Source organism: Stenotrophomonas sp. FBCC-B152, from assembly GCF_059134105.1.
The window spans coordinates 1,910,144-1,932,913 of record NZ_CP101442.1 but is presented as its reverse complement, the minus strand read 5'-3'; the positions used below and the strand labels follow the sequence as shown (position 1 = coordinate 1,932,913).

Here is a 22,770-nt window from a genome sequence, read left to right as displayed (position 1 = left end):
CGTGAGCTCCACGCGCATGTCTGTGAAGTGTTCTACACAGCGGTCGGCGCGTCACTCTTCAGCCGACGGGCTATCGCCCCGTTCATGCCACGGCGGAAGCTCCAGCGCGTGGCTCTTGAGCATGGTTTTGATCCGCGCGCGCACCTGGTTCCTCTCGTTGTCCGCGCACTGGTCCAGAATCTCCGCAGCCAAGAGCTCAAACTGCGGCCAGAACTGCGCCGGATGGCGCGTGTGCGCCAACCAGTGCGCCAGCATCTCGTCCAGCGCGTCCAGCCGGGCCTGTATCTCGGGGCGCACGGTCATCCCGGCGGCGCCTCCAGGTTGAGTGCCACGCGGTAGTGGTGACCGTCGTCGCGGAGCTGGACGGTCAGGTCCGGCTGCAGCACGTCATCCACATGCAGGGTGGGCTGCCCGCGCGCAGTGCGGGTCACCACGAACTCGTAGCGGCTGCGACCGAAGCGGTAGCTCAGTTCGAACGACGGCCAGTGATCGGGCAGGCACGGTTCAAGCGACAGCCGGTCGCCCTGGCGGCGGATGCCGAGCAGGGATTCCACCAGCAGGCGATACATCCAGCCGGCCGAACCGGTGTACCAGGTCCAGCCGCCTCGGCCCACGTGCGGTGCTACCGCGTAGACATCGGCCGCCAAGACATAGGGTTCGACGCGGTAGGTCTGGACAGCCTCCGCGTCCAGCGCGTGGTTGAGGGGGTTGATCATGCCGGCCAACTCCCACGCGCGCGTCGCATCGCCCTGATGTGCAAAGGCCATGGCCGCCCATACCGCCGCGTGGGTGTACTGGCCTCCATTCTCGCGTACGCCCGGTACGTAACCCCGAATGTAGCCGGGGTCTTCCGAGGTCTTGTCGAAAGGCGGATCGAGCAGCTGGATCAGCTGGGCGTCCTTTCGCACCAGATGCGTGTACAGCGAATCCAGTGCCTGCTGGGCACGCTCGGGCGCGGCCACGCCGGACAGTACCGACCAGCTCTGGGAGATCGAATCGATACGGCATTCCTCGCTCTGTTTCGATCCCAACGGGGTGCCGTTGTCGAACCACGCACGGCGATACCATTCGCCGTCCCAGGCATGCTGTTCCAGGTTCTGGCGCAGGGTGTCGGCCTGCTCCTGGCACCAGTGCGCACGGTGTTCATCGCCACGCGCATTGGCCAGCCCGATGAACCGGCGAAGCGTGTCATGCAGGAAGAAACCCAGCCACACGCTTTCACCGCGCTGCTGGTCACCGACGCGGTTCATGCCGTCGTTCCAGTCGCCGCTGCCCATCAGCGGAATGCCGCGCTCGCCGAGCAACCGGCAACCGCGCTCCAGCGCCAGCACGCAATGCGCATACAGCGTCCCGCGCAGTGCCGAAGGGGTCGGCATGTCGTAGTAGCTTTCCTCTTCCAGCGTCACCGCGCGGCCTTCGATGAAGCCGACAATCTCGTCCAGCACGGTGGCGTCGCCGGTGACCTCCAGGTAGCGGCAGGCGCCCTGGGGCAACCAGAGATAGTCGTCCGAGCAGCGGGTGCGCACGCCGCGACCCTGTGGCGGGTGCCACCAGTGCATCACATCGCCTTCGGCGAACTGGTGCGCGGCGCAGAGCAGCAGGTGTTCGCGGGCCAGGTCCGGGCGGGCGTGAATGAGCGCGAGCACGTCCTGCAGCTGGTCACGGAAGCCGAACGCACCGCCGGACTGGTAGTAGCCACTGCGTGCCAGATAGCGGCTGCCCAGCGTCTGGTAGACCAGCCAGCCGTTGGCCAGCGCGTCCAGCGCCGGATCCGGGGTGCGCACCTGCACGCTGGCCAGCACGTGGCGCCAGTGGATGCGCACGGCATCCAGCGCGTCGTTGGCCTCGTGGGCGCCTTGCCGTCCGCGTACCAACGCAAGCGTTTCGTCGCGGTCGCGGCCCGCGCCCAGGCGGAACGTGGTTTCACTGCGCTCGCCCGGCGCCAGTTCCAGCGGCACCTGCAGCGCCGCGCAGGGATCCAGGCCCGCGCCGGAGCGCCCGCCCAGACGTTCGCGGCGCAAGGCTGCGGGTGCATGCAGGCCGCCGTTGCGGCCAATGAACTCCAGGCGGTCGCAGGTCCAGCCACAGCCTTCGGCATCGGTATCGAAGAAGGCCATGCGGCCGCCGAAATCGGTGCTGTAGGTGTTGCGCGCCAGCAGCGCGCCGGTCTGCGGGTCGCGTTCGGTGACCACGTGCATGCGCGACTTCGCGCGCAGGTCACCCATCACCCATTCCACGTACCCGATGGCCGACAGCCGCCTTGGCTTACCCGACAGGTTGTGCAACCGCAGGACCGAGTACTTCAGCGGTGCGTCGACGTCGACGAATACCCACAACTCGCTGACGATGCCGTCCTCGAAGTGTTCGTACACCGTGTAGCCGAATCCGTGACGCGTACGGTACGCCCCGGTGCCACGACGCGGCAGCGGCATCGGCGACCAGACCCGGCCGGTGTCCTCGTCGCGCACATAGAAGGCCTCGCCACCGGTGTCGGACACCGGGTCATTCAACCAGGGCGTCAGGCGGAACTCGTGCGCATTCTCGAACCAGGTGTAGCCCGGCGCACTTTCGCTGACCACCGTGCCCAGGCGCGCATTGGCGATTACGTTGGCCCACGGCGCCGGTGTGGGTGCACCCTCGCGCAGGACCACCACGTATTCGCGGCCGTCGTCGCTGAAGCTGCCGGTGCCGTTGTCGAACTGGCCGGCGCCGCGGTAGGGCAGGAACGGCCACGGATCGTCCACGTCCTCGTCATGTGCGGGGGCCGGGGGCAGGCCGGGCTCAACGCTCGGGTCGGGGATGACCGGCAGCCCCGGCGTCTCCTCCATCGAGAGTTCCAGTTCTTCCTGAACCGCCTGCGGAACAAAGGCCGGAATCCGTTTCGCGGGGGAAGCTTGGCGCCCCACCTGCGCAACCAGCGTGCCGTCTTCGTCGCTGATCACCGCACGTGCCACCGCCTGCAGCAGGATGCGGTCCTCGTGGGTCATGTTCTGCACCGGCCGCACGAAAATGCCGCCGGGGCGGTCGAGCAGGCCGGTTTCCGAACTGGCGGCCACCATGCCCAGAATCTGGTCCTGCAGCTCCTGCCGGTAGCCGGCCTTGCTGTCGTTCCAGATCACCAGGTCGGTGTTGAGACCCTTCTGGCGCCAGTAGGCATGGGCCTGCACCAGCTGCCGGACCAGCTCCACGTTCTCCGCGTCGGTGACCTTGAGCAGCACGATGGGCAGGTCGCCCGAGATGGCATGGCCCCACAGCCCGGATTGTCCACGCTGGTTCTGCTGCAGCACGCTCGCCCCTGCACGCAGCAAGGGACCGGCATACAGCACGTGGCTGGCCAGCCGCTCATAGAGCTGCGCCTCGGCCTGGGTGGCGTTGATCTGGCGGCGCACCACCTGGCTGTGCGTCCAGGCCAGGTCGAACACGCGGTCGGCCAGGCGGCGGTCACGATACTTGTCCAGCAGGGCCTCGCAACCGGGGCGGTCGGCGCCGATGCCATACACCATGTCCAGCTGCACGGTCTGCTCGGGCTCCAGCACCACCCGCACGCGGATGGCCACGATCGGGTCGAGCACCGAACCGTCGCTGCCGGAGAGGTCGGTAACGGTGGTCAATGCCTGCGGGGTGCGCGGCGTGTTGCCACGCCCCAGGAAGCGCGCCCGGTCGGTTTCGTAGGAGATCGCCGCCACGTCGGCGTCGTGCACCGCCACCAGATGGAACATCCACGGTGGCACTTCGTCGTGCGAACGCGGCCGGCGCGTGCACAGCACGGCCTGCTTGGCGGCCAGGATCTCGCTCTGCACGAACAGGTTGCTGAAGGCCGGGTGCGCATCGTCGGCGGCCGCCGGTGCCAGTACCACTTCGGCATAGGTGGTGATTTCCACGGTGCGCGTGCGACGGCTGCGGTTGGTCAGCCGCAGGCGCCGGAGTTCGATGTCGTCCTCGGCGGAGATGGCCACCTGCAGGTGGCTCTCGCAACCGTGAAGCGCGCCGCGGAATTCGGCCTTGGCGTCGGAGAAGATGGCCTCGTAGTTGTCCATCGGCACGCAGGTGGGCTGGTAGGCGGCCGACCAGAAGTCGCCGCTGTCCACGTCGCGCAGGTAGCAGAACGTGCCCCAGGCATCGGTGGTGCCGTCCTCGCGCCAGCGGGTGAGCGAGAGGTCGCCGTGGCGGCTGTAGCCGCCGCCGGCATGGGTAAGCATGCCGTGGTAGCGGCCGTTGGACAGCAGCTGCACTTCCGGGCGCGGGCCGCCGGGCTTGCGCAGCACGCGCAGGGACGTTTCGTCCTGGGCGGTGGCGGCGTGCTCGCCCAGCGATTCGACTTCATGCGGATGGAACACGCCGACGCGCGGAATGCGCTCCTGCAGCAGCAACAGGGTGGCCTGGAACTCGACATCGGCCACGAAGCGGCGCTGCATGGGCTGGTCACGAAGCAGGTAGTCCAGCGACAGCAGGCCCATGCCCTGGTGGTGGGCCATGAACGAACGCAGCAGCACGTGGTCGTGCCCCGGTGGGACGCGCGCGGGGGTGTAGTCGATCGCCTCGTACATGCCGAAGCGACCGGCGAAGCCCAATCCTTCGAGCGCCTGAAGGTTCTGGCAGGCCGCTTCCGGCGCCACCATCAGCGCCATCATGCTGGCATAGGGTGCGATGACCCGATCCTGCCCCAGGCCGCGCTTCAGCCCCAACCCCGGCACGCCGAACGCGCGGTACTGGTAGTTCAGGCGGGCATCGACGGCGTTGTAGCCGGACTCGGACACGCCCCACGGCAGGTTGAGGCTGCGGCCGTAGACGATCTGCGCTTCCACCGCATGCCGCGCGGTCTGGTCGAGCAGGGTGTCCGGATAGCTCGGCATAACCAGCTGCGGCATGAGGTACTCGAACATCGAGCCACTCCACGACAGCAGCGTCGGCGTGCCGTTGACCTCGGTAAGCAGGCGGCCGAGCGCGAACCAGCTCTCCTGCGTGAGCTCGCCCTGGGCGATGGCCACGAAGGCGCACAACCGCGCTTCGGAGGCCAGCAGGTCGTAGAAGCTGTTGTCGAGGCGGTGGTCGTCGACGTTGTAGCCGATGGAGAGCAGCTTGCGGGAGCGGTAGAACAGGAACCCGTATTCCATCAGCGAGAACTGCCCGGCGCGGTGCGCCAGGTCCTCCAGCTGCGCGATGCGCGTGCGTGCGTCCGCACCGGCCGTGCCGGGCAGGTCGGCCAGCTGGCGCAGGGTGGGTACGGGTGCATCAGCGTCCGCGCTGGCATCGACCGGGATCCCGGCGAGCGCCGCACAGGCGGCATGGCATTCGGCAGCGAACAGGGCCGGCCAGTGCAGGTCACCGTCCTGAGGCGATGCCGGCGCCGGCCATTGCGCCAGCACGGCGTCGGCCAGGCCGGCCAGCTCCTGCAGGCGGGCGAGCGCTTCGGCGGCACCGCGCGGGAGGTCCGCCCGCGTTGCCACCAGCCGCTGGCGAAGGTGGCTGAGCGCTTCGCCCAGTGACGCGTCGCCGGGGTGAAGGCGCTGCCGCTCCTCGTCCAGCACGCCGAGGGTATCGGCCAGGCCATCGAAGGTGTGCGGCGCCAGCACCGGTGCGTCCACCAGTGCGAGCAGCCCTTGGCGCAGCGTAAGCAGGTGGCCGGCGAGGTTGCCGCTGTCCACGGTGGAGACATAGCGCGGCGGCAGCGGCGCCAGGGTTTCGGTGTCGTACCAGTTCAGGAAGTGGCCGCGGTGGCGCGGCAGCTGGTCCAGCGTGCCGAACGCCAATGCGGTGCGTTCGGCGACCGCGCCCTGCTGCAGATAGCCGAAGTCCCATGCAGACAGATTGGCCAGCAGGGACAGCCCGATGTTGGTCGGCGAGGTGCGTCGCGCCACCACCAGTGCCGGATGCTCCTGGATGTTGTCCGGCGGCAGCCAGTGATCCTGCTCGCGCACCCAGGCCTGGAAGAACGACCAGGTGCGCCGCGCCAACCGGCCAAGGAACGCCCGCTGGGTATCGGAAAGCTCGGCCACGATCGCGGCCGGCGGCCGACCCAGCCACGCCATCAACCCGGGCGCGAACGTCCACGCCAACAGGAACGGCAGGGCGAGCGGCAGCGCCTGCGGGCGCAGCACGGCCACCACCGCCACCAGCGCGAGCGCCAGCAGCGACCCCGGCGCCATCACCCGCCATTCCGCGCCACGGTCGCCGCCCAGGCGGCGCTCGACTTCGCTGGAGGGGTTCCACTGCAGCAGGTGGCGGCGCGTAATGGCCATGCGCCAGAGCGTGCGCAGTACCGCGCCCCCGGCCAACAGTGCTTCGTAGGGCAGGCAGGCAATCTGCGTGGCGGCGCGCAGCAACGACTGCAGCGTGCCGCGCCCGACCTTGATGTAATGCGCTTCCAGCGGCGTGTCGTCCGGCACGCTCAGGGCATCGCGAAGCATGCCGATCAGCGGCGGTGCGAACCACAGCGCCAGTACCCATGCGGTCCATGCAGCCGGGTTGTCGGCGTACAGCCAACCCGCCACCAGCAGGACCAGCGCGGCGATGGGCACCAGGCTGCGGCGCAGGTTGTCCAGCAGCTTGCCACGCGACAGCAGGCTGAGCCGGTTGCGTTCCCAGCCGGAACCCGGGCGCGGGGTCCACGGCAACAACCAGGGCAACAGCTGCCAATCGCCACGGATCCAGCGCGCACGACGCTTGGCGTCGGCGGCGTAGCGTTCGGGGTAGTCCTCGTACAGGCGCACATCGCTGACCAGGCCCGCGCGGGCATAGCAGCCTTCCAGCAGGTCGTGGCTGAGGATGCGGTTCTCTGGCAGGCGGCCCTCCAGCGCATGCTCGAAGGCTTCCACGTCATAGATGCCCTTGCCCACGAACGAACCTTCGTCGAACAGGTCCTGGTAGACGTCCGAGACCATGCGGGTATACGGATCGATGCCGGGCTCGCTGCCGAACATCCGCGCAAAGCGCGAGGTACGGCGGCGGCCCAGGCTGGTGCCGACGCTGGGTTGCAGGATGCCGTAGCCCTCCACCACGCGCTGCAGCGCGGGATCGAAGCGCGGCCGGTTGAGTGGGTGGGCCAAGGTGGCGACGAACGCACGCGCCGCATCGCGCGGGAGCTGCGTGTCCGAATCCAGGGTGATGACATAGCGCACGCCGAGCAGGACCGCCGCGTCACCTACGATGCGCATGAACGCGCTTCCATCGCCATGGCGGAGCAGGGCATTGAGCGCGGCCAGCTTGCCGCGCTTGCGCTCGTGCCCCATCCACACCCCTTCACTGGGGTTCCATTGCCTGGGGCGGTGCAGCAGGTAGAAGCGGTCGCCGCGCTCGGACGCGTAGCGCTGGTTCAAGCCCTCGATGCGCTGCACGGCGTGCGCAAGCAGGGCGTCGTCGGTCGGCAACTGCGCTTCTGGGGCGTCGAGGAAATCCGTCAGCAGCACGAAGCGCAGCTGGGGATCGCGGTTGGCCAGGAAGCGGACTTCCAGCGCTTCGACCAGGACGTCGATGCCGTCGGTGCTGGACAGCATCGACGGTACCGCCACCACGGTGGCGCAGGCGTCCGGAATACCTTCGCTGAAATCCAGCTTGGGCAGCGGCTTGGGGGCGACCAGCACGGTCGCGGTCCAGTTGACCAGCACGATGCCCAGCTCACTGAACACCAGCAGCCCGAGCAGGGCAGCCAGCCAGGTGGGAACCTCGCCACTGCCGGTGGCCAGCAGGCCCCAGGTGGCCAGCACCGCCAACAGGGTAATCGGCAGCAGGTACAGCGCAAGCGGCACGCGGTGGGCCAGTCGCCGCGCCTTGCGGTGGCGCGGTGCTGCTTCGGCCACCGCGTCAACGGTGGTGTGCAGGCCTTCGCCGACCAGCCAGTAGCCCACGTGCGTGCGGGGGCCGTCGGGCGGTGTGGCGGCCCGGGCCAGGTCCAGCGCGATGGTGGCAACGCGTTCCTCGGCGATGCGGCTGCCGCGGGCGATCTTCTCCACCACGTGGCGATAGGCGTCGCGGGTGCCGAAATCCATCTGCGGGTAGACGGCCATGGGGTCTTCGCGCAGCCGCTGTTCGACCACGCTCATGTCTTCAACAAAGGTGCGCCAATCCATGGTGGACAGGAAGCGCAGGCTGCCGATGCTGTTGCTGATGGACACCTGGTCGGACGCCTGCTGCTGCCCCTCGGCGGCCACCAGTTCCTCGATACGCTGCCCGGATGCCGCTGCCCATTGTTCCAGCCAGGCGATGGGCATGGCCCACGCGCCGCCGCGACCCTGCAGTGAACGGGTCAGCTCGGCGATGAATGCGCCGGTCAACGGCGGCTCGGAGCGCGCCATGTCGGCCACCACCAGCACCACATCGGTAGGCGTATCGGACGCCGCGAGATTCAGGTTGTCCGCCCATTCCGAGGCCAGGCGCCGATCTTCCCCATCGCGCATGACCCGTGCGGCCATGCGCCGCAGGTTCTCCAGCAATGCCAGGCGCAGCATGATGGGAACGGCCCACAGTTCGCCCAGGCTCAGCGGCGCGAGGGACTGATAGGAGGCGATGAAGCGGCCCAGCGTATCGCCGTCGATGCGTCCATCGCCGTGCGCGATGGCCTGCATCGAAAGCTCATATACGCGTGGCAACCCGGCCGAAGGGCCGGTGGCAAGCGACGGCAACTGCCGGCTGTAGCCACGCGGGAGGTGGCGCCGCGCGGTCTGGATCTGTTCTTCGACCAGGTAGTAGTTGTCGAGCAGCCATTCACCGGCCGGGGTGACCGGGCGCTGTTCACGCACCACACTGCTGAGCAGGGTGTTGGCGTCCTGAAGGACACGTTCGTTGGCCTGCAGGCGCTCGAGCAGGCGCTCCGGGCTGGGTCGCATCCGCACGCGATGCTGGCGCGCGAGCGCGCGGCCGTAGACCTCCATCTGTTCAACGCTGTACAGCGCGGCCCGCAGCGGGCCCTCGGTGGCTTCAATGGCCGGGGCAGAGGCCTGCCGCTCACGCCAGCGCCAACGAACAAGCCGCCGCAGGCGAAGCCAACGGCCGAAAAGACGACGAAGGTGGGGCATAGGGTACCGTGGGAGGCAGGTTGCGCCTTGCATCCTTGCATTTGGGGGGCCGAGGACACCGTGAAGGTCATATATGCGTCCCATGCATTAGTCATTTGCCGCTCCTGCGCTATGCCGGCCGAAGCATGGTCGAGTCCACGCTGAAGCCGGTGGCGGACGAGCAGATGTGGTTCAACCCGTTCCGCATTGGCCTGTGGCCGGAGTACTTCCGTGACAGCCAGTTCCCGAAGGGCGAGGGCGCGCTCGACCAGCCCGAAGCTGCATTGAAGATGACGGGTAGGTAGGCGTGCGCCTCTCTGGCATGATGCTGGAAGTCAGGACCAAGGAGTGGGCAGGCAATGGAGTTCGATTCGATTCGCCCCGCCATCAGCGGGGTGATTGGCGGGATCATCGCGACCTGGTTGACCAGCCGATGGGCCCGGAGACTGCCTTCGCATTACAAAGGTTGGTCACGCGCATATCTGCTGCGTCGACACCGTCCGGCAATCTGGACGGCCAACGTGCTGTTCTTCATTGGTCTCTGCTCCGGAATCGCGCTTTACCCCATGGGTGGCTTCGACAACACAGACTGGCGACCGTTGCTCTTGGGGTTCGGACTGGCATCGGTGCTGCCGCTCCTTGCGCTCGCCGTCGTTTCCCTTCTATCTGGCCGCAACGTCAAAGAAGCCTATGTTGCATTCGCACTTGGCCAAGGCAGCCCCCTATGGGTGACCTATGGGATTCTCGGTGCGGGTGCCGTGGCGTTTTTCTTTGCCTTGGCCAGCCTCAATGGCTGACCTAACCCACCACGTGCGGCCGGGTAGATGAGACCCTTCAAAAGCATCCTCTTCAGGACGGGGTTGGTCACTCTAGTGGCCCTCATACTCCTGCGATTGCTCGGACTTGATCCAACGCGAGTGCCAGCGGCATTCTGGACGATGAGTTTTGCCTGGCCATTCCTCATGGGGATGGCAATCGTTCTCGAGAAGGGCGTAAGCGTTTCCCGTGGCTCGCCATGGGGTGCTCTGGTCGTCATCACATCTTTGATGGCGGGCCTGCTTACCCTGGTCGCGATGGGCCTCCCGATGGGTCAAGTGACGTTCGACCCCATCTTGGTTGGCCTTCTCGGCATTCCGTTCGTCTTTGTCTGCGTGGGGTGGTGGCGCTTGCTGCGACCCGCCAAACCGCATTCGGTGGAAGAGGGCGCCCGTCCCTGGCTGTACATTGCGCTTGTTATCGTCGCTGCAATCGGTGTTCTACTGGACAAGCTGGAGCTGATTTGAGTATCTGTGCCGCTTGGTATCAGCCTAGGCCCGGACATGGTAATCCCACACATCGGAGGTGAATGATGAAGGCTGTAGCCGCTGTTCTCTCGCTTTGCTGCGCATCTCTTTCCGTATCAGCTGCCACACCCGCATCAGTGCAGTTCTCGGGCGTAGTGCAGCAGGACGCCTTGCCGCCTGTTGCACTGGATCTGCAACTGCCATCCCAGCAGGCCGCAACCGTTCAACTCTCCAGCGGCTTCAACCTGGAGCTGACGACCCCCGGGAACTCCGCCAGTCCAGATGGGGCCCGCATCAGGCTGCTGTCGTCCAAGGGGGAGGTCATGCACACGGCACGCGTACCGGATGCTGGGCTTGCCAGCGTTTCCTTCGCTTACCAGGTCTGCGCGGGTAATGTCACTTACATGAGCCCGGCGCCAGCCGTCGTGCCTGCCTGCAGGGTGTCGGCGGGCTAGTCCTCTTTCAGCGTCAACGGTCGCGCCATGTCCCTTCAACTCTCCAGCGGCTTCAACCTGGAGCTGACGACCCCCGGGAACTCCGCCAGTCCAGATGGGGCCCGCATCAGGCTGCTGTCGTCCAAGGGGGAGGTCATGCACACGGCACGCGTACCGGATGCTGGGCTTGCCAGCGTTTCCTTCGCTTACCAGGTCTGCGCGGGTAATGTCACTTACATGAGTCCGGCGCCAGCCGTCGTGCCTGCCTGCAGGGTGTCGGCGGGCTAGTCCTCTTTCAGCGTCAACGGTCGCGCCATGTCCCTCATCCAGCCCCAGAGGATGTAAAAAATGGGGCTGGTACTGAGAACCCCGATCGACAGCAGCACAACGCCGTAGTTGAACAGCCGCTGCGTGTCGCACTCCAGCGGTCCGCTATTGCCTTTGCCCATCCGGACACAGCCGTATTCCGGATAGGCAACGGCGTAGGCGCCCCAGACGAACAGGGCGGCCAACAGGGCGAACAGCAACATCACGCCCAGCTCCGCATCCCGGTTCCCCAGCCGCTCCCACCGCTGCGCCAACCGCAGGTTCAACATGGGGCCCCGGAGAGCTGCTGCTCCTGCCGCAGCCAGTGGCAGAACGCCTCCACCTCGGGGCGCTGTTGGGAAACGTCACGGCGGATCAGCCAGAAAGCATAAGCATTCTCCAGGCCCACGCCAAGCGGCCTCACCAGCCTGCCTTGCCGAAGGTCGTCGTCCACCAGGGGCGCGAGGCCCAACGCAACACCGTGGCCTGAAACTGCGGCTTCCTGGGCAAGGTAGATGCTGGCGAAGACAGGCCCCGAACCGGGGTTCACGTTCGTCGCACCTGCTGCCGCCAACCAATCCGACCACGCAGGAACCCCCAGGCGGCCTGTCGCGCCCTCATCGTGCAGCAGTGTGTAGTGGCGCAGATCGTCAGGGTGTTCCAATCCGTGCGGGTTGGCGCCCAGCAAGGTGGGCGAACACACCGGGAACACGCGTGCTTCCATCAACCGCTCGGCGCTCACGCCGGTATAGGTACCCGGTCCATAGCGGATGCCCACATCAAATCCTCCACGCAGAAAGTCCGCGTGCTCGTCGCTGGTGTCGATCCGCACCCGCACATCCGGAAATGCCTGCTGGAACCGGTGCAGGCGTGGCACCAGCCACTTCGCCGCGAACGATTCCATGGTGGTCACCCGCAGTACGGCCGGCGCCCGGTTACGGGCACGGTCCAACGCCAGGTCCAGCTGCCCCAACAGCTCGCCGACTGTTGCAGCCAGTTCGGCGCCTTCCGGCGTCAACGTCACCGAGCGGTGGTTGCGGTGGAACAGGTTTACGCCAAGGTGCTCCTCCAGATGCTTCACCTGGTGGCTGACAGCCGCCGGGGTGACGAACAACTCACTGGCCGCCGCGTTGAAGCTCAGTTGGCGTGCCGCCGCTTCAAACGTACGCAGGGCATTGAGCGGGGCGGAGGGGCGGGCTTTCACGGGCGCCTTTGGGAGCGGGGTCGTCCGCATCGTATCGCATTAGATTTTCTAACGCGACGTGCAAAACAACTCGTTTGTCGCGCCCCGGCGGGTTGGCCACGATGCCCATCCTGCCAACGGGGTGTCCGTAATGCGAATCCAGGAACTGGCTCCAGATGTGGTGATGTTCGTAGGCGATGAGGTCGAATCGGTTGCCACCGCCTTTGTGGATGGCGACCGGGTGCTGCTGGTCGACGCACTGGGCAGCGGGGCCGATGCCGCCCGGCTGAAGGAAGTCCTGTGCGGAGAGATGGGGAAGACGGTCCATCTGATCGCTGCCACCCATTTCATGAGCGACCACATTGCCGGCATGTCGCTGTTTCCCGATGCACTTACCTTGGCGCACCGGCATCACCGCCAGGCGTTTCTTTCCCAGAACCGGCCCGTGCCGGCGCTCTACCGGGAGCCGAACATCGTGTTCGACAACATGGCGCTGCGCTGGGGCCGGCACCAGCTGCGCTTCCTGCACAACCCCGGCAAGACCATGGACCACTTCAGCGTGGATGTGCCCACCGCCGATCTTGTCTGCGTGGGTGACAACATCGTGGGCAACATCGTCTACCTCTCCCGCGCGGACCCGGCGCTGCAGCGGGCGGCCATTGGCCGTATCCAGCAGTTCGGGCGGAGCAGGGTGGTAGGCGGCCACATGGGCGTGTTCGACGCGCCTGTACTCGACAACGCGCTGCTTTACCTGCGCCGCATGCAGGAGATCGTGGTGGACATCCGGTTGACCGCCACGCCGGTTGAAATGGCGCCGCTGATATCGAACATCCGGCTGGAAGACTGCATTGCCCCAGGCGTGGTGCCGACCGCCTTCGAGCGGACATGGCATGGCCACAATCTCGATGTGATCGAGACCCAATCGATCTTCGCGCTGGACGCTGTTCTGGCGGCAAGGGAGCAGGCGGCATGAATGGCTTCAATCACCGCAGGCGCTTCCTTGTGGGCTGCGCGGGCACGGCGGCGGCGACGCTGCTTCCTTTCGGGGTGCTGGCAGCTGCCGCAGTACCGCGAACACTGCGCGCCCAGCGGCTGGCATGGGCGGGAGTCCGCCTGCATCTTCCCGACAGCACGCTGTTGATCGATCCGCTGGTCAGCCCGGAGGCGTGGGGCAGGGCGCTTCCCGACCGGTTGGTGCCGGTGGACGACACCGTGGGCGAAACCCACGTACTGGTCACCCACACCCATTCGGACCACTTCGATGGGACGGCAGTAGCGGCCGCGCTGAGGAGCGGCGGCGTGTTGGCGTATCCGGCAGGCCTGCAGCCCTCACCGTGGCCGCAGGGCGCACGTGCCCGCCCCAGTGCACTGTGGGAGCCTCAGCTGCTGGGCGACTTCACCGCCACGCCGGTGCCTGCGTCGGATGGTTACGGGGATACGCAGGTTTCGAGGGTTGTCTCGGCCGGCGGGCGGCGCATTTTCCACGGCGGCGATACCCAGTGGCATGGCCACTGGTGGCGCATCGGCTGCCAGTTCGGCCCGTTCGATGCCGCGTTCCTTCCCATCAATGGCGCGCGGTTCGGCTGGCGCGAGCCGGTCAGCGGGCAGCCGGGCGTGCTCACGCCCGAGCAGGCGGTGGCCGCTGCGGTTATCCTCGGCGCGCGGGTGCTGGTGCCGATTCACTACGGCATCCGCGGAATGGACAAGTATGTCGAAGTGGACGATCCGCTTGGCAGGGTTCGCCAGGCCGCACGCGAGCGGGATGTCCCTTTGCAGATCATGGAACCGGGCACGTGGCTGCAGTGGCCGGAAGGGAGCCTATGAAAACGCTGGACTGCATCATCATTGCCTTCGCCGTATCGTCCCTGGCCCTGCACGCACACGCGGCGGAGCCGGACAGCCCCAAGCGCCCCTCCGTCGAGCAGCTGCAGAAGGTCATCGTCAGCCGATCGCCGCAGACCAGCGTGGAAGCGCCGGACAGCGAGCGCATCACCGCACGCCGCATCGATATCGTCGACGAGAAGGGCGTGATCCGCATGACCCTTTCGGGCCAGACGCCTGCGCCCATCATCGATGGCATCCAATACAAGCGCGCCTTCAATGTGGCGGGCATGGTGCTGTACGACGACAAGGGCAGTGAGCGCGGTGGCTTCGGTACTGCGGACGTGGAGGGCGGCATGGCCGTGCTCGCGCTGGACCACCCTGCCATGGATGCGATCGGCTGGCGCGTCTCGCCGGATGGCGAGGTACGGTTTTCGATCAACCAGGCGCCGCCGTTGATCCGCGAACCCCGCCTGGGCAATCGCCTGATTCCCGGCGTGCAGACGCCCACGCGGATCCAGATGGTGGTGGGTGCCGACGGCACGCCGGCCATCGCGCTGAACGACAAGCAGGACCGGGCCAGGCTCCGCCTGACCGTTACCCCGGAAGGCTACGGGGCCATCGAGTTCCTGGACGCACAGGGCGGGGTGATCCATACGCTGGCACCGGAAGCAGAGCAGCAGTAACGCCATCCACTTTCATGGAGTTCACATGGACACTGAAATCCGGCAGCACGAGGAAGCCCTGCGCGTTGCGATGCTCACCAGCGATGTAGAGGCCCTTGATTCCCTGATCGCAGATGACCTGATTTTCGTCGGCCCTGCGGGCGAGATTTTCAGCAAACAGGATGACCTGGCGCTGCATCGCTCTGGGCGGCAGAAGTTGACCAGCGCGGAGTGGCGCTCCGTAGAGATTTCACTGCGCGACCAGGCCTCCGTAACCTCGGTGACGGCCGCGCTGGAAGGTACGTTTGACGGGGCCGCGTTCTCTGGCCATTTCAGGTACTGCCGCCTCTGGGTGAAAGCAGCGACCGGCTGGCAGGTACTGGGAGGTTCCGTTATCGCGCTACCATCGGGTTGAGCCCACCGCTGGACGCACCTCATGACAAAGCTTGGCCTGCTCCTGATCGCGCTGATGACATCATCCGGGCAGGCCCACGCAGTACCTTCATGGGGAGCGCCTACCTCCAGCCCCGCCGACACCTCACCGGCCGCGCTCAAGCCGGGCCAGTGGGTGTGGGGCGGAGACTCCAAAGCGATGGGCCCGATGGCAGTGGTGGTCAGCATCACCGAGCAGCGCGCCTATGTGTACCGCAACGGCCTGCTGGAAGCCGTATCCACGGTGAGCACCGGCAAGCCCGGTCACGAAACGCCCACGGGTGTGTTCACCATCCTGCAGAAGGACAAGGACCACCACTCCAGCAAGTACAACGACGCCGCCATGCCGTACCAGGAGCGCCTCACCTGGGATGGCATCGCGCTGCATGCGGGTGGGTTGCCCGGCTATCCCGAATCGCACGGTTGTGTGCACCTGCCCACCGAGTTTGCGCGCCTGCTGTTCGGCGCCACCAACATGGGCATGGTGGTGGTGATCGCCAAAGACGGCGTGTCGGATCCTGGGCTGGTGCATCCACTGGTCGCCAGCCCGATGGATCCGGGCACGGGCAAGGAAGTGCTGGATGTTCCGCTGGGCACCCAGGAGCAGTACCGCTGGCAGCCGGAGCTTGCACCCACTGGCGTGGTGTCGCTGCTGCTCAGCACCAGCGACCGCCGGCTGTTCGCTTACCGTGACGGCAAGGAGATCGGGCGTTCGCGGGTGGATTTCCGTAACGGTGCCGCGCCGGCCGGAACGCGCGCGTACATGGTCGCCGACAGCAAAGTGGCTGCCGGTGAGCCGTCATGGGTTGAGGTGGGCATTCCGGGGGAGGAAGCAGCAGGGGGTACGGCGCTCAGCCCGGCGGATGAGCATCGGGTGCTGCTGCCAGACGGCTTCCGCGCCGCGCTCAAGCCGATCCTGCAGCCGGGCGTGGTGTTGCTGGTGACTGACAAGCACGTGCTCCCCGAAACCACCGGGCCGGCGCTGCAGGTACTCAACGCAGAGCAGCCCGCGCTGTGAGCGGGCTGCCCGCCATTCGCTAGAGCGATGGATTCGGAAGGAAGTGGGCGGCCGTTCTTACCACTGCGGCAATGGGCAGTGCGATGGCCACCGCATGCGTGAAGCGGTTGCTGGGACCGCGTTGGAACGGGATCCACCCTGTCAGTGCAATCGTGCAGAGTGAAAAGACCACCACTGCGGTTCCCGTTGCCATCATCGCCAGGCAGAAGCTGATGAACGCAAAGAGTTCTGCCACGAGTTCGATGTAGGTGCGTTGTTTCATCAGACTTCAATCCATTGGCCGTCAGGTCTTCCGTGGCCGCACATGATGCGACCCGCCAATGCTATCACGACGCATTCGCATTACGGCGATGCCGAGCCGCCGGACGACTCCAACCGTTGGACGATGGCATCCACCACGCCACGCGTGGATTCCCAGTTCATGCCGGTAATGAGCCGACCATCAGCCTCCACGTGGGAGGTTCCCCGGGCGCCATGGCTGAACTTGGCGTCGCCTTGCCGCAGCCGTTGTTCGATCGAGAACGGGAAGGTCCTGTAGTACGGCGCGCTCATGTCCTCATAGGCATCTGGATAGCCGGTGACGCGCTTGCCAGCGACCAGCGCCGAGCCATCTGACAGCGTCAGATTCACCAGCCCCGCGCTGCCGTGGCACACCGCCGAAAGGATGCCGCCCTGCTGTTCGTAGATGCGTACCGCCAGCGACTGCAGTCCGGCATTCTCCGCAACACCGTACATTGCCGCGCTGCCGCCGATGTACATCAGCGCGGCGTAGTCAGCCGGGTTCACCTCGTCGGGCCGGCGCGTGTTGGCCAGCGCCCACATGAAATCGGCGTCATGCATCCTGGTCTTGTGCTCGGGGTTGCGGGTATCGATGTAGGCCAGCGGCACGGCACCGCCTGCGGGGCTGACGAACTGCACGCCGTAACCCGCGTCACGGAAGCCGGCATAGGCATGGATCAGCTCCGAGAAGCTGTTGCCCGCGCTGAGCCGGGTCCCGGGCATTGTGTCGACGTTGGACACCACCAGCAGCACCTGACGCCCATGCGCGGGGGCCGTTTCGCGGGTGGCGGTCTTGCTGATGATCAGCCAGCGGCCCTCCAGCTTCTTCAGCAGGAACAGGTCAACGTAACGCGCCTGGTCCTTTGCAACCAGGATCTCCGCCTTGGCGGTCGCGATGTTGCCTTCGACCTGGACTCCCAGCAGGCGACCGGTACGGCCATTGAACTGCCCTGGGTTCTTGCTGAACCCGCCGGCGTACTGGGCGATGCCCACCTCGCGCATGCCGTCCTCGCCCTGGCTCAGGTACAGGCGCGCATCGGCGTGGAAGGCGCGCCGAAGCTGGGAGGGCTGGTTGTAGGAACTGCCGTGCAGGTAGTCCTGGATGACCGCCGCGACCTCACGCTGATCGGCGACCGGCTCGGCATGGGCAATCTGGCCACACAGCAGGGCGACGCAGGCGACCAGGAACCACCTGACAAGGCGCGTTGGGAGGGCAGCCCCGCAGGCAACTGCAGGTCGGGAAGGTGCTGCTGACATGTACGAGACTCCGTTGGTTGGTGTCCCGAAGTCTGGTGGATTCCCTTATGAATCAGTCTCGTAATGCATGTTCGGTGAGTTGCCGAACGCGTTTCAGGAGACGGCTTCTACCCGGAACTGGGCCTTCCTCCACGCTGCCGGCGTTGTTCCTTCCAGCTTGCTGAAGGTCCTGTGGAAGCTGGAGGTGGACAGGAAGCCGGAGGCCTCCGCCACATCGTCCATCGAGGCCCCGGCCTGTTCGCGCAGCAGCTGCTTGGCGGCCTCCACCCGGATGCGCGCCAGGTACGGCTTGAAGGCGGTCTTGAGGTTGTCGTTGAGCAGCTGCGACAACCGCGCCTGCGGCATGTTGAGGCGCCTGGCCAACCTGGCCAGCGTCAGCTGGGGGTCCTTGTACGCGCCTTCGTTGACCATCAACGCCTCCAGCGCCTGCAGCGCCGCCTCGGCATCCGCCGGGGAGATCCTGCGATCCCGGTAGGGATCGGCGACGGGAGGGGCCGTACGCCGGGCGAGCAACACGGCGATGCTCAGGTACAGCACCAGCGAGAAGGACAACGCACCCACGATGTACGAGGTCAGCCCCGCAGTGGCGTAAGCCAGCCAGATCAGCGCCACACCTGTGATCACCATCGCGACATGGGCGCGGGTCAGTGTGTTGGCCGCCCGAGTGGAGGGGGTAGGGCGCGGCGCGCGCAGGTACAGCGCCGACGACGCCAGGATGCAAGCCAGCCAAACCGCCTGGATCGAGAACCACACCGGCCCTGCCCACAGGCGCACATGCTCGGTATAGGGATAGGCAACGCCAAGGCCGATGGAGAGCACGAGCAACCCCAACGCAATGGCCGGGTCGCGCCGGGTCTGCCGGCCATCGGGATCCAGCCACGCACGCACGAAACCGATCAGACACACACCAATGAAGAAGCAGGCGGTCAGCCCGACCTGCAGCACCAGCTTCGTGATGTCGGGCCAGAAATAAAACAGCACAGACTTTCCGGTGCGCAGGCTCAACATCAGCACCAGCGCCGCCAGCCAGCGTTGGGCCGGCTTGACGGGTTGCCGCCAGAGCAGATAGACGGACAGCGCCACGCCATTGAAGGTGCCCAGGCCGGCGAAGAAGAACAGCAGGTAGGACGCTGGCATGTGGGCCTGGGTACCCGGGGCAGGGCTTCGGAGTATGCCCGGTTGGTATCACGGCGTCTTGCCGATATGCTCCACACATTGGGCCGGTGGGGATCGGCACTCATCAAGGAAGAGAGATGGTCATGAAGTCGTTCGTTCGCGCACTGACCTCGCTGCTGCTGTGCCTGCTGGCCTCATGCAAGATCGACTATTCGATGGTCCGGGTTGCGCCACCCGGTGTGCCTGTCGCGCATGTGGTGAGTGCAATCAACCACATGGGTGAGCCTGGGGCGATCATATCCAAGGTCAATGGAAAGGGTGTGCGCGGCCCCAATGGAATGGGCTACGAAATCCAGGTGCCCGCAGGGCGGAATACGCTGTTTCTCGCGTACTTCAACGGCATGCGTTACTCCCTGAGTGAGCAGGTGATGGATTTCGAGGAAGGGGGCTACTACGTGCTTGCACCCACCCCCGATTTCGACAATTCAAGCGTGCGCTACACCATCACGCGTGTGACACCCGAGCAGGTCCAGATATCCATGTGCAGGGCGCAGCGCCAGGTCCACCAGGCGATGAAGAGCATCAATCCACAGAAAACACCGGCGTGCGATGCACTTTCAGCTCAGTCCCGGCAGGGCTGACCGCAAAGACCGCACCCGCATTCAGCTACCTGTTTCAGACATTCAGCTTCTTCACAATCCATGTACGTAGTTCAGCGCAATGATTGATCCGGCAGAGGGGGCGCTATTTACCCAAGACCCAAGAAGGAGTGCTGGAATGATCATGAACAAGAAGAGTGTGGTGTTGACGCGTACGCTGGGCGTGGCGCTCGTCGCCGCGCTGGGCCTTGGCGGCTGCGCCACGTATAAGGATGAGTTTGCAACGATCAACTCGCGACTCGATTCCCTTGATACCAAGGTGAACAGCGCCGCGCAGAGTGCCGAGTCGGCCAACCAGTCGGCCCAGCAGGCTAACCAGCGCCTGGATCAGATCGAAAGCCGCGTGCAGCGTCTTGAATCTGTCCCGCCGAAGCGTCAGCCGCGCGGCTGATCGTTTTCAGCGCATGTTGTAACGAACGTTTGGAACCCGGGACCCGGTGGCCTTGACTGGCCACCGGTTTCTTTGCTTTACCCTGTCGTTGCTCCAAGGAATTACCCCCAACCATGTACATGCATCCCGCTATCCGTGCCACGTGTGGCGCACTGGCGCTGACGCTGGCGTTCGCCGGCCCCGCCTTGGCCCGTGCACAGGACCCGGCCGAGCAGCAGCCCGCTGAACAGCCGTCTTCCTCCAACGATCAATTGCCGCCGGATCAGCCGGTGTCCGACACGGTGGTTCAGATTGCCGGGTGGGTGAAGGCGAGCAGGGACGCAGAAGGTTATCCGTTCGCGGTGATGGACAAAGCCGCAGCGCAGATTTTCGTGTTCGACGGCAATGGCAAGCTGCTCGGCGCAGCGCCGGGGCTGTTCGGCTCCGCTGTCGGCGATCATGTGGCGCCGGGCATTGCGGGTCTTGCGCTCAAGGAAATTCCAGGCCGCGACCGCACCACCCCTGCTGGTCGCTTCATCGGCGGTTATGGCGACTCGCTCGACGCCGGGCGCGTGCTCTGGGTGGACTACGACAGCGCCATTTCCATCCATCCCACGGCGACCGGCGTTCCGGCCGAACGACGCGTCGAACGCCTGGCGTCCCCATCGCCGGACGACAACCGCGTCACGCACGGCTGCATCAACGTCAATCCGGATTTCTACACCAGGATCATCCAGCCCACCTTCCAGAAAGGCGGACTGTTCTACATCCTGCCGGACCAGCAGTCCTTGGCTGAGACGTTCCCGGACTTTGCGCAGAGCCGGGCAACGGCTCAGCACGACGAGGGTGGCGGTAAAGGCGCCTCCAAGTAGGATCCAGCCCGACGGTTGACGCAAACCGGTTTGCACTGCAAACTCACTCCAGGGCCATCCCTTGGAGTGCGTCATGCAATTGCCAGCTGCGACCGATCCCTACAGCCGTTTCCAGGAAATGACCCGCGAGTACTCACGGTACTCGCGAAGCGCGGGCGGCATGTCCGCGATCGCCGGCGGCATTGCCTGCCTGGCCTCCTTCCTTGCCGGCGTCCTCTTGCCCGCCACCATTGAGCTGCGGGGGGTGCTCATCGCCGTGCCCGTGTTATGGCTCGCGGGCAAGCAGTGGATGGTGCACCGTTACTACCAGCGATTCGGCAAGGTCGAGGAGCAGGTCACGCCGACGGAGCGCAACTTCCAGCGGTTTTTCATCGCATTTACTGCGGTCATCAGCGCAGCAATCGTGGCGTTCGTGGTGACCCGGTTGCAGCCGATGGGCAACCTGTCGTGGGACCTGCGTGCGATTGGGTACCTTATGGTGGTAGCGCTGCTGCCGCTCATTGTCTGGCGCTGGCTGCGCACGCCGCTGGAGTTCATCGTGGGGGTGTTCCTGCTGTGCCAGGCCGCGGTGGCATTCACCGGCCAGACCTATGCGTTAGGCCCCAGCACCGTGATGTTTCCGCTGGCGGCCATTGCATTGGTGGTGGTGGGGTGGCGCGACCACCAGCGGTTCCTGCGCCTGCAAACGGAAATGCGCGCGTTCGTGGCCGCGCGGAAGCCGCTGCCATGACCCAGCTTCCCGACCCCCGCAGCCTGCTGCAGCTGGATCGCCTGATCCACGAACCGGCGCGCCTGTTGATCCTGTCGATTCTCGCAGGCGCTGAATCCGCCGAATTCGGTTTCGTCGAACATCTCAGCGGGCTGAGCAAGGGCAACCTGTCCAGCCACCTGAGCAAGCTCGAAGCGGCCGGGCTGGTCGCCATCGATAAATCGTTCCGAGGCAAACGCCCGTTGACCACCCTGCAGCTGACGCCGGCAGGTCGTAAAGGGCTGGCCGAGTACCGCACGCAGCTTGCGGCTGTCGTCGCAGGCATTCCCGATCCGCACAGCACGGACTCCTGACATGACACTGTTCGCGAAATTGACGGCAACGCTGGTTCTATCGCTGATGGCATCCAGCGGCCTTGCCGCTACCCAGGACACACGCCAGGAAGGCGCCAACATGACCTCGCAGTTCTACCAGGGTCACGTTGATGCGCTGTGGGAGCGGATGACACCGCAGATGCAGGCCGCATTGCAATCGAAACAGAGCCTGACGGCGCTGAAAGAACAGGTGCTCGCCGCAGGTGGCGAGGAAACCGACGTAGTCAGCGAAACGGTCAGCACCGATGGCGGGTATGACATCTACGTGCGCCAGGTACGATTCGCGAAGAATCCAGCCATCATCCAGATCACCTGGGCATTCGACGCCCAGGGCAAGGTGGCAGGCTTCAACATCCGTCCACACCAGGTTGGTCCATCGCCGCCCGCGGCCAGCGAGCGTCTTGACTACAAAAACCGCACGCTGCTGCAGCTGCCGTTCTCCAACGAGTTATACGTGTTCTGGGGCGGGCGCAGCGTCGAACAGAACTACCACGCCGCGCATGCGAGCCAGCGTTTCGCGATGGATCTTCTGGTGATGCACGATGGCAGCTCGCATCGTGGCGAAGGCCAGCACAACGAAGATTACTTCTGCTTCGGCAAGCCCATCCTCGCTCCCGCAGACGGTACGGTGGTGGAGGTGGTTGAAGGCGTGGCCGACAACGTGCCCGGTGAGATGAACCCCGGCCAGCCCACCGGCAACCGCGTCATCCTCGATCACGGCAACGACGAATACTCGGTGCTTGCCCATCTACGCCAGGGCAGTGTGCGGGTCACGAAAGGGCAGGTGGTGCGCACCGGCATGCAGCTGGCCGACTGCGGCAACAGCGGAAACTCGTCCGAAGCCCACCTGCATTACCAGCTGCAGGCCGGACCCGAGTTCGGCAAGGCCACCGCATTGCCCGCGCAGTTCTCCAACTACCTGGCCGATGACAAGCCGGTCGCGCTGGGTGAGCCGGTAAAGGGCCAGCGCATCCGCCCAGCCGCCGCGAAGTAGGGCGTGAG

The 22,770-nt window shown here is 65.7% G+C and carries 22 protein-coding genes; 15 read left to right on the top strand and 7 right to left on the bottom strand.

Annotation, left to right across the window (positions count from 1 at the left end):
- Window positions 1-51: 51 nt before the first annotated feature.
- Both NMB40_RS09030 and NMB40_RS09025 read right to left on the bottom strand, forming a co-directional pair.
- Window positions 52-303, bottom strand: a complete 252-nt coding sequence (locus NMB40_RS09030; protein ID WP_494360759.1) for a hypothetical protein — start codon at window positions 301-303, stop codon at window positions 52-54.
- Window positions 300-9,011 (bottom strand): glycoside hydrolase family 94 protein, encoded by an 8,712-nt coding sequence (locus NMB40_RS09025; protein WP_494360758.1) that lies wholly within the window; start codon window positions 9,009-9,011, stop codon window positions 300-302. The genes NMB40_RS09030 and NMB40_RS09025 overlap by 4 nt, the downstream gene beginning before the upstream one ends.
- Before the next feature lie 95 nt (window positions 9,012-9,106).
- On the opposite strand from NMB40_RS09025, the gene NMB40_RS09020 reads away from it, so the two are divergent.
- The 4 genes from NMB40_RS09020 (at window position 9,107) to NMB40_RS09005 (ending at window position 10,728) form a co-directional block, all read left to right on the top strand.
- Window positions 9,107-9,295, top strand: coding sequence for a hypothetical protein (locus NMB40_RS09020; RefSeq protein ID WP_494360757.1), 189 nt, complete (start codon window positions 9,107-9,109; stop codon window positions 9,293-9,295).
- A gap of 54 nt (window positions 9,296-9,349) precedes the next feature.
- Complete coding sequence (locus NMB40_RS09015; RefSeq protein WP_494360756.1) at window positions 9,350-9,787, top strand: hypothetical protein; 438 nt, start codon at window positions 9,350-9,352, stop codon at window positions 9,785-9,787.
- 141 nt (window positions 9,788-9,928) lie between these two features.
- Window positions 9,929-10,273 carry a hypothetical protein gene (locus tag NMB40_RS09010; protein WP_494360755.1) on the top strand — a complete coding sequence of 115 codons (345 nt, stop codon included), beginning with the start codon at window positions 9,929-9,931 and terminating at the stop codon, window positions 10,271-10,273.
- 65 nt (window positions 10,274-10,338) lie between these two features.
- Window positions 10,339-10,728 carry a hypothetical protein gene (locus NMB40_RS09005; RefSeq protein ID WP_494360754.1) on the top strand — a complete coding sequence of 130 codons (390 nt, stop codon included), beginning with the start codon at window positions 10,339-10,341 and terminating at the stop codon, window positions 10,726-10,728.
- 263 nt (window positions 10,729-10,991) lie between these two features.
- On the opposite strand, the gene NMB40_RS09000 is transcribed toward NMB40_RS09005, so the two are convergent.
- Both NMB40_RS09000 and gcvA read right to left on the bottom strand, forming a co-directional pair.
- On the bottom strand, window positions 10,992-11,237 hold the full coding sequence (locus NMB40_RS09000) for a hypothetical protein (RefSeq protein WP_494360753.1): 246 nt from the start codon (window positions 11,235-11,237) through the stop codon (window positions 10,992-10,994).
- 59 nt (window positions 11,238-11,296) lie between these two features.
- Entirely contained in the window at window positions 11,297-12,217 is a 921-nt protein-coding gene (gene gcvA / locus NMB40_RS08995) for a transcriptional regulator GcvA (RefSeq protein WP_494360752.1), read from the bottom strand.
- Between the two features lie 130 nt (window positions 12,218-12,347).
- Here gcvA and NMB40_RS08990 point away from each other — a divergent pair, with 130 nt between their 5' ends.
- From NMB40_RS08990 to NMB40_RS08970, 5 genes are read left to right on the top strand one after another with little or no spacing between them, the layout of a single operon-like run.
- Window positions 12,348-13,169 (top strand): MBL fold metallo-hydrolase, encoded by an 822-nt coding sequence (locus tag NMB40_RS08990; protein WP_494360751.1) that lies wholly within the window; start codon window positions 12,348-12,350, stop codon window positions 13,167-13,169.
- On the top strand, window positions 13,166-14,020 hold the full coding sequence (locus NMB40_RS08985) for an MBL fold metallo-hydrolase (RefSeq protein ID WP_494360750.1): 855 nt from the start codon (window positions 13,166-13,168) through the stop codon (window positions 14,018-14,020). The genes NMB40_RS08990 and NMB40_RS08985 overlap by 4 nt, the downstream gene beginning before the upstream one ends.
- Window positions 14,017-14,703: a hypothetical protein gene (locus NMB40_RS08980; protein ID WP_494360749.1), complete on the top strand. Its 687-nt coding sequence runs from the start codon at window positions 14,017-14,019 to the stop codon at window positions 14,701-14,703. Before NMB40_RS08985 ends, NMB40_RS08980 begins: the two co-directional genes overlap by 4 nt.
- A gap of 25 nt (window positions 14,704-14,728) precedes the next feature.
- Window positions 14,729-15,097 carry a nuclear transport factor 2 family protein gene (locus NMB40_RS08975; RefSeq protein WP_494360748.1) on the top strand — a complete coding sequence of 123 codons (369 nt, stop codon included), beginning with the start codon at window positions 14,729-14,731 and terminating at the stop codon, window positions 15,095-15,097.
- A 21-nt stretch (window positions 15,098-15,118) separates the two neighbouring features.
- Window positions 15,119-16,132: a L,D-transpeptidase gene (locus tag NMB40_RS08970; RefSeq protein WP_494360747.1), complete on the top strand. Its 1,014-nt coding sequence runs from the start codon at window positions 15,119-15,121 to the stop codon at window positions 16,130-16,132.
- Between the two features lie 19 nt (window positions 16,133-16,151).
- Here NMB40_RS08970 and NMB40_RS08965 read toward each other — a convergent pair whose 3' ends face one another.
- The 3 genes from NMB40_RS08965 to NMB40_RS08955 all read right to left on the bottom strand — a co-directional run bounded on the left by NMB40_RS08965 (window position 16,152) and on the right by NMB40_RS08955 (window position 18,805).
- A complete protein-coding gene (locus tag NMB40_RS08965; RefSeq protein WP_494360746.1) occupies window positions 16,152-16,394 on the bottom strand; it encodes a hypothetical protein in 243 nt (80 codons plus the stop codon).
- Between the two features lie 80 nt (window positions 16,395-16,474).
- Entirely contained in the window at window positions 16,475-17,668 is a 1,194-nt protein-coding gene (locus tag NMB40_RS08960) for a nuclear transport factor 2 family protein (RefSeq protein ID WP_494360745.1), read from the bottom strand.
- Window positions 17,669-17,761: 93 nt separating this feature from the next.
- Window positions 17,762-18,805, bottom strand: a complete 1,044-nt coding sequence (locus tag NMB40_RS08955; protein ID WP_494360744.1) for a helix-turn-helix domain-containing protein — start codon at window positions 18,803-18,805, stop codon at window positions 17,762-17,764.
- Window positions 18,806-18,927: 122 nt separating this feature from the next.
- Here NMB40_RS08955 and NMB40_RS08950 point away from each other — a divergent pair, with 122 nt between their 5' ends.
- The 6 genes from NMB40_RS08950 (at window position 18,928) to NMB40_RS08925 (ending at window position 22,762) form a co-directional block, all read left to right on the top strand.
- Window positions 18,928-19,425 carry a hypothetical protein gene (locus tag NMB40_RS08950; RefSeq protein ID WP_494360743.1) on the top strand — a complete coding sequence of 166 codons (498 nt, stop codon included), beginning with the start codon at window positions 18,928-18,930 and terminating at the stop codon, window positions 19,423-19,425.
- A 136-nt stretch (window positions 19,426-19,561) separates the two neighbouring features.
- Window positions 19,562-19,834: a hypothetical protein gene (locus NMB40_RS08945; protein ID WP_494360742.1), complete on the top strand. Its 273-nt coding sequence runs from the start codon at window positions 19,562-19,564 to the stop codon at window positions 19,832-19,834.
- 152 nt (window positions 19,835-19,986) lie between these two features.
- A complete protein-coding gene (locus tag NMB40_RS08940; protein WP_494361059.1) occupies window positions 19,987-20,685 on the top strand; it encodes a hypothetical protein in 699 nt (232 codons plus the stop codon).
- A 73-nt stretch (window positions 20,686-20,758) separates the two neighbouring features.
- Window positions 20,759-21,415: a hypothetical protein gene (locus NMB40_RS08935; RefSeq protein ID WP_494360741.1), complete on the top strand. Its 657-nt coding sequence runs from the start codon at window positions 20,759-20,761 to the stop codon at window positions 21,413-21,415.
- A complete protein-coding gene (locus NMB40_RS08930) occupies window positions 21,412-21,747 on the top strand; it encodes a transcriptional regulator (protein WP_494360740.1) in 336 nt (111 codons plus the stop codon). Before NMB40_RS08935 ends, NMB40_RS08930 begins: the two co-directional genes overlap by 4 nt.
- A 1-nt stretch (window position 21,748) precedes the next feature.
- Window positions 21,749-22,762 (top strand): peptidoglycan DD-metalloendopeptidase family protein, encoded by a 1,014-nt coding sequence (locus NMB40_RS08925; protein ID WP_494360739.1) that lies wholly within the window; start codon window positions 21,749-21,751, stop codon window positions 22,760-22,762.
- Window positions 22,763-22,770: the final 8 nt, after the last annotated feature.

Coding starts and splice junctions, on each gene's coding strand:
- NMB40_RS08980 (WP_494360749.1), top strand. CDS start 14,017: ATGAAAACGCTGGACTGCATCATCATTGCCTTCGCCGTATCGTCCCTG.
- NMB40_RS08945 (WP_494360742.1), top strand. CDS start 19,562: ATGATCATGAACAAGAAGAGTGTGGTGTTGACGCGTACGCTGGGCGTG.
- NMB40_RS09005 (WP_494360754.1), top strand. CDS start 10,339: ATGAAGGCTGTAGCCGCTGTTCTCTCGCTTTGCTGCGCATCTCTTTCC.
- NMB40_RS08955 (WP_494360744.1), bottom strand. CDS start 18,805: ATGCCAGCGTCCTACCTGCTGTTCTTCTTCGCCGGCCTGGGCACCTTC.
- NMB40_RS08990 (WP_494360751.1), top strand. CDS start 12,348: ATGCGAATCCAGGAACTGGCTCCAGATGTGGTGATGTTCGTAGGCGAT.
- NMB40_RS08975 (WP_494360748.1), top strand. CDS start 14,729: ATGGACACTGAAATCCGGCAGCACGAGGAAGCCCTGCGCGTTGCGATG.
- NMB40_RS08925 (WP_494360739.1), top strand. CDS start 21,749: ATGACACTGTTCGCGAAATTGACGGCAACGCTGGTTCTATCGCTGATG.
- NMB40_RS08985 (WP_494360750.1), top strand. CDS start 13,166: ATGAATGGCTTCAATCACCGCAGGCGCTTCCTTGTGGGCTGCGCGGGC.
- NMB40_RS08930 (WP_494360740.1), top strand. CDS start 21,412: ATGACCCAGCTTCCCGACCCCCGCAGCCTGCTGCAGCTGGATCGCCTG.
- NMB40_RS08960 (WP_494360745.1), bottom strand. CDS start 17,668: ATGTCAGCAGCACCTTCCCGACCTGCAGTTGCCTGCGGGGCTGCCCTC.
- NMB40_RS09015 (WP_494360756.1), top strand. CDS start 9,350: ATGGAGTTCGATTCGATTCGCCCCGCCATCAGCGGGGTGATTGGCGGG.
- NMB40_RS09030 (WP_494360759.1), bottom strand. CDS start 303: ATGACCGTGCGCCCCGAGATACAGGCCCGGCTGGACGCGCTGGACGAG.
- NMB40_RS08935 (WP_494360741.1), top strand. CDS start 20,759: ATGCAATTGCCAGCTGCGACCGATCCCTACAGCCGTTTCCAGGAAATG.
- NMB40_RS09025 (WP_494360758.1), bottom strand. CDS start 9,011: ATGCCCCACCTTCGTCGTCTTTTCGGCCGTTGGCTTCGCCTGCGGCGG.
- NMB40_RS08950 (WP_494360743.1), top strand. CDS start 18,928: ATGAAGTCGTTCGTTCGCGCACTGACCTCGCTGCTGCTGTGCCTGCTG.
- NMB40_RS08965 (WP_494360746.1), bottom strand. CDS start 16,394: ATGAAACAACGCACCTACATCGAACTCGTGGCAGAACTCTTTGCGTTC.
- NMB40_RS09000 (WP_494360753.1), bottom strand. CDS start 11,237: ATGTTGCTGTTCGCCCTGTTGGCCGCCCTGTTCGTCTGGGGCGCCTAC.
- NMB40_RS09010 (WP_494360755.1), top strand. CDS start 9,929: ATGAGTTTTGCCTGGCCATTCCTCATGGGGATGGCAATCGTTCTCGAG.
- NMB40_RS08970 (WP_494360747.1), top strand. CDS start 15,119: ATGACAAAGCTTGGCCTGCTCCTGATCGCGCTGATGACATCATCCGGG.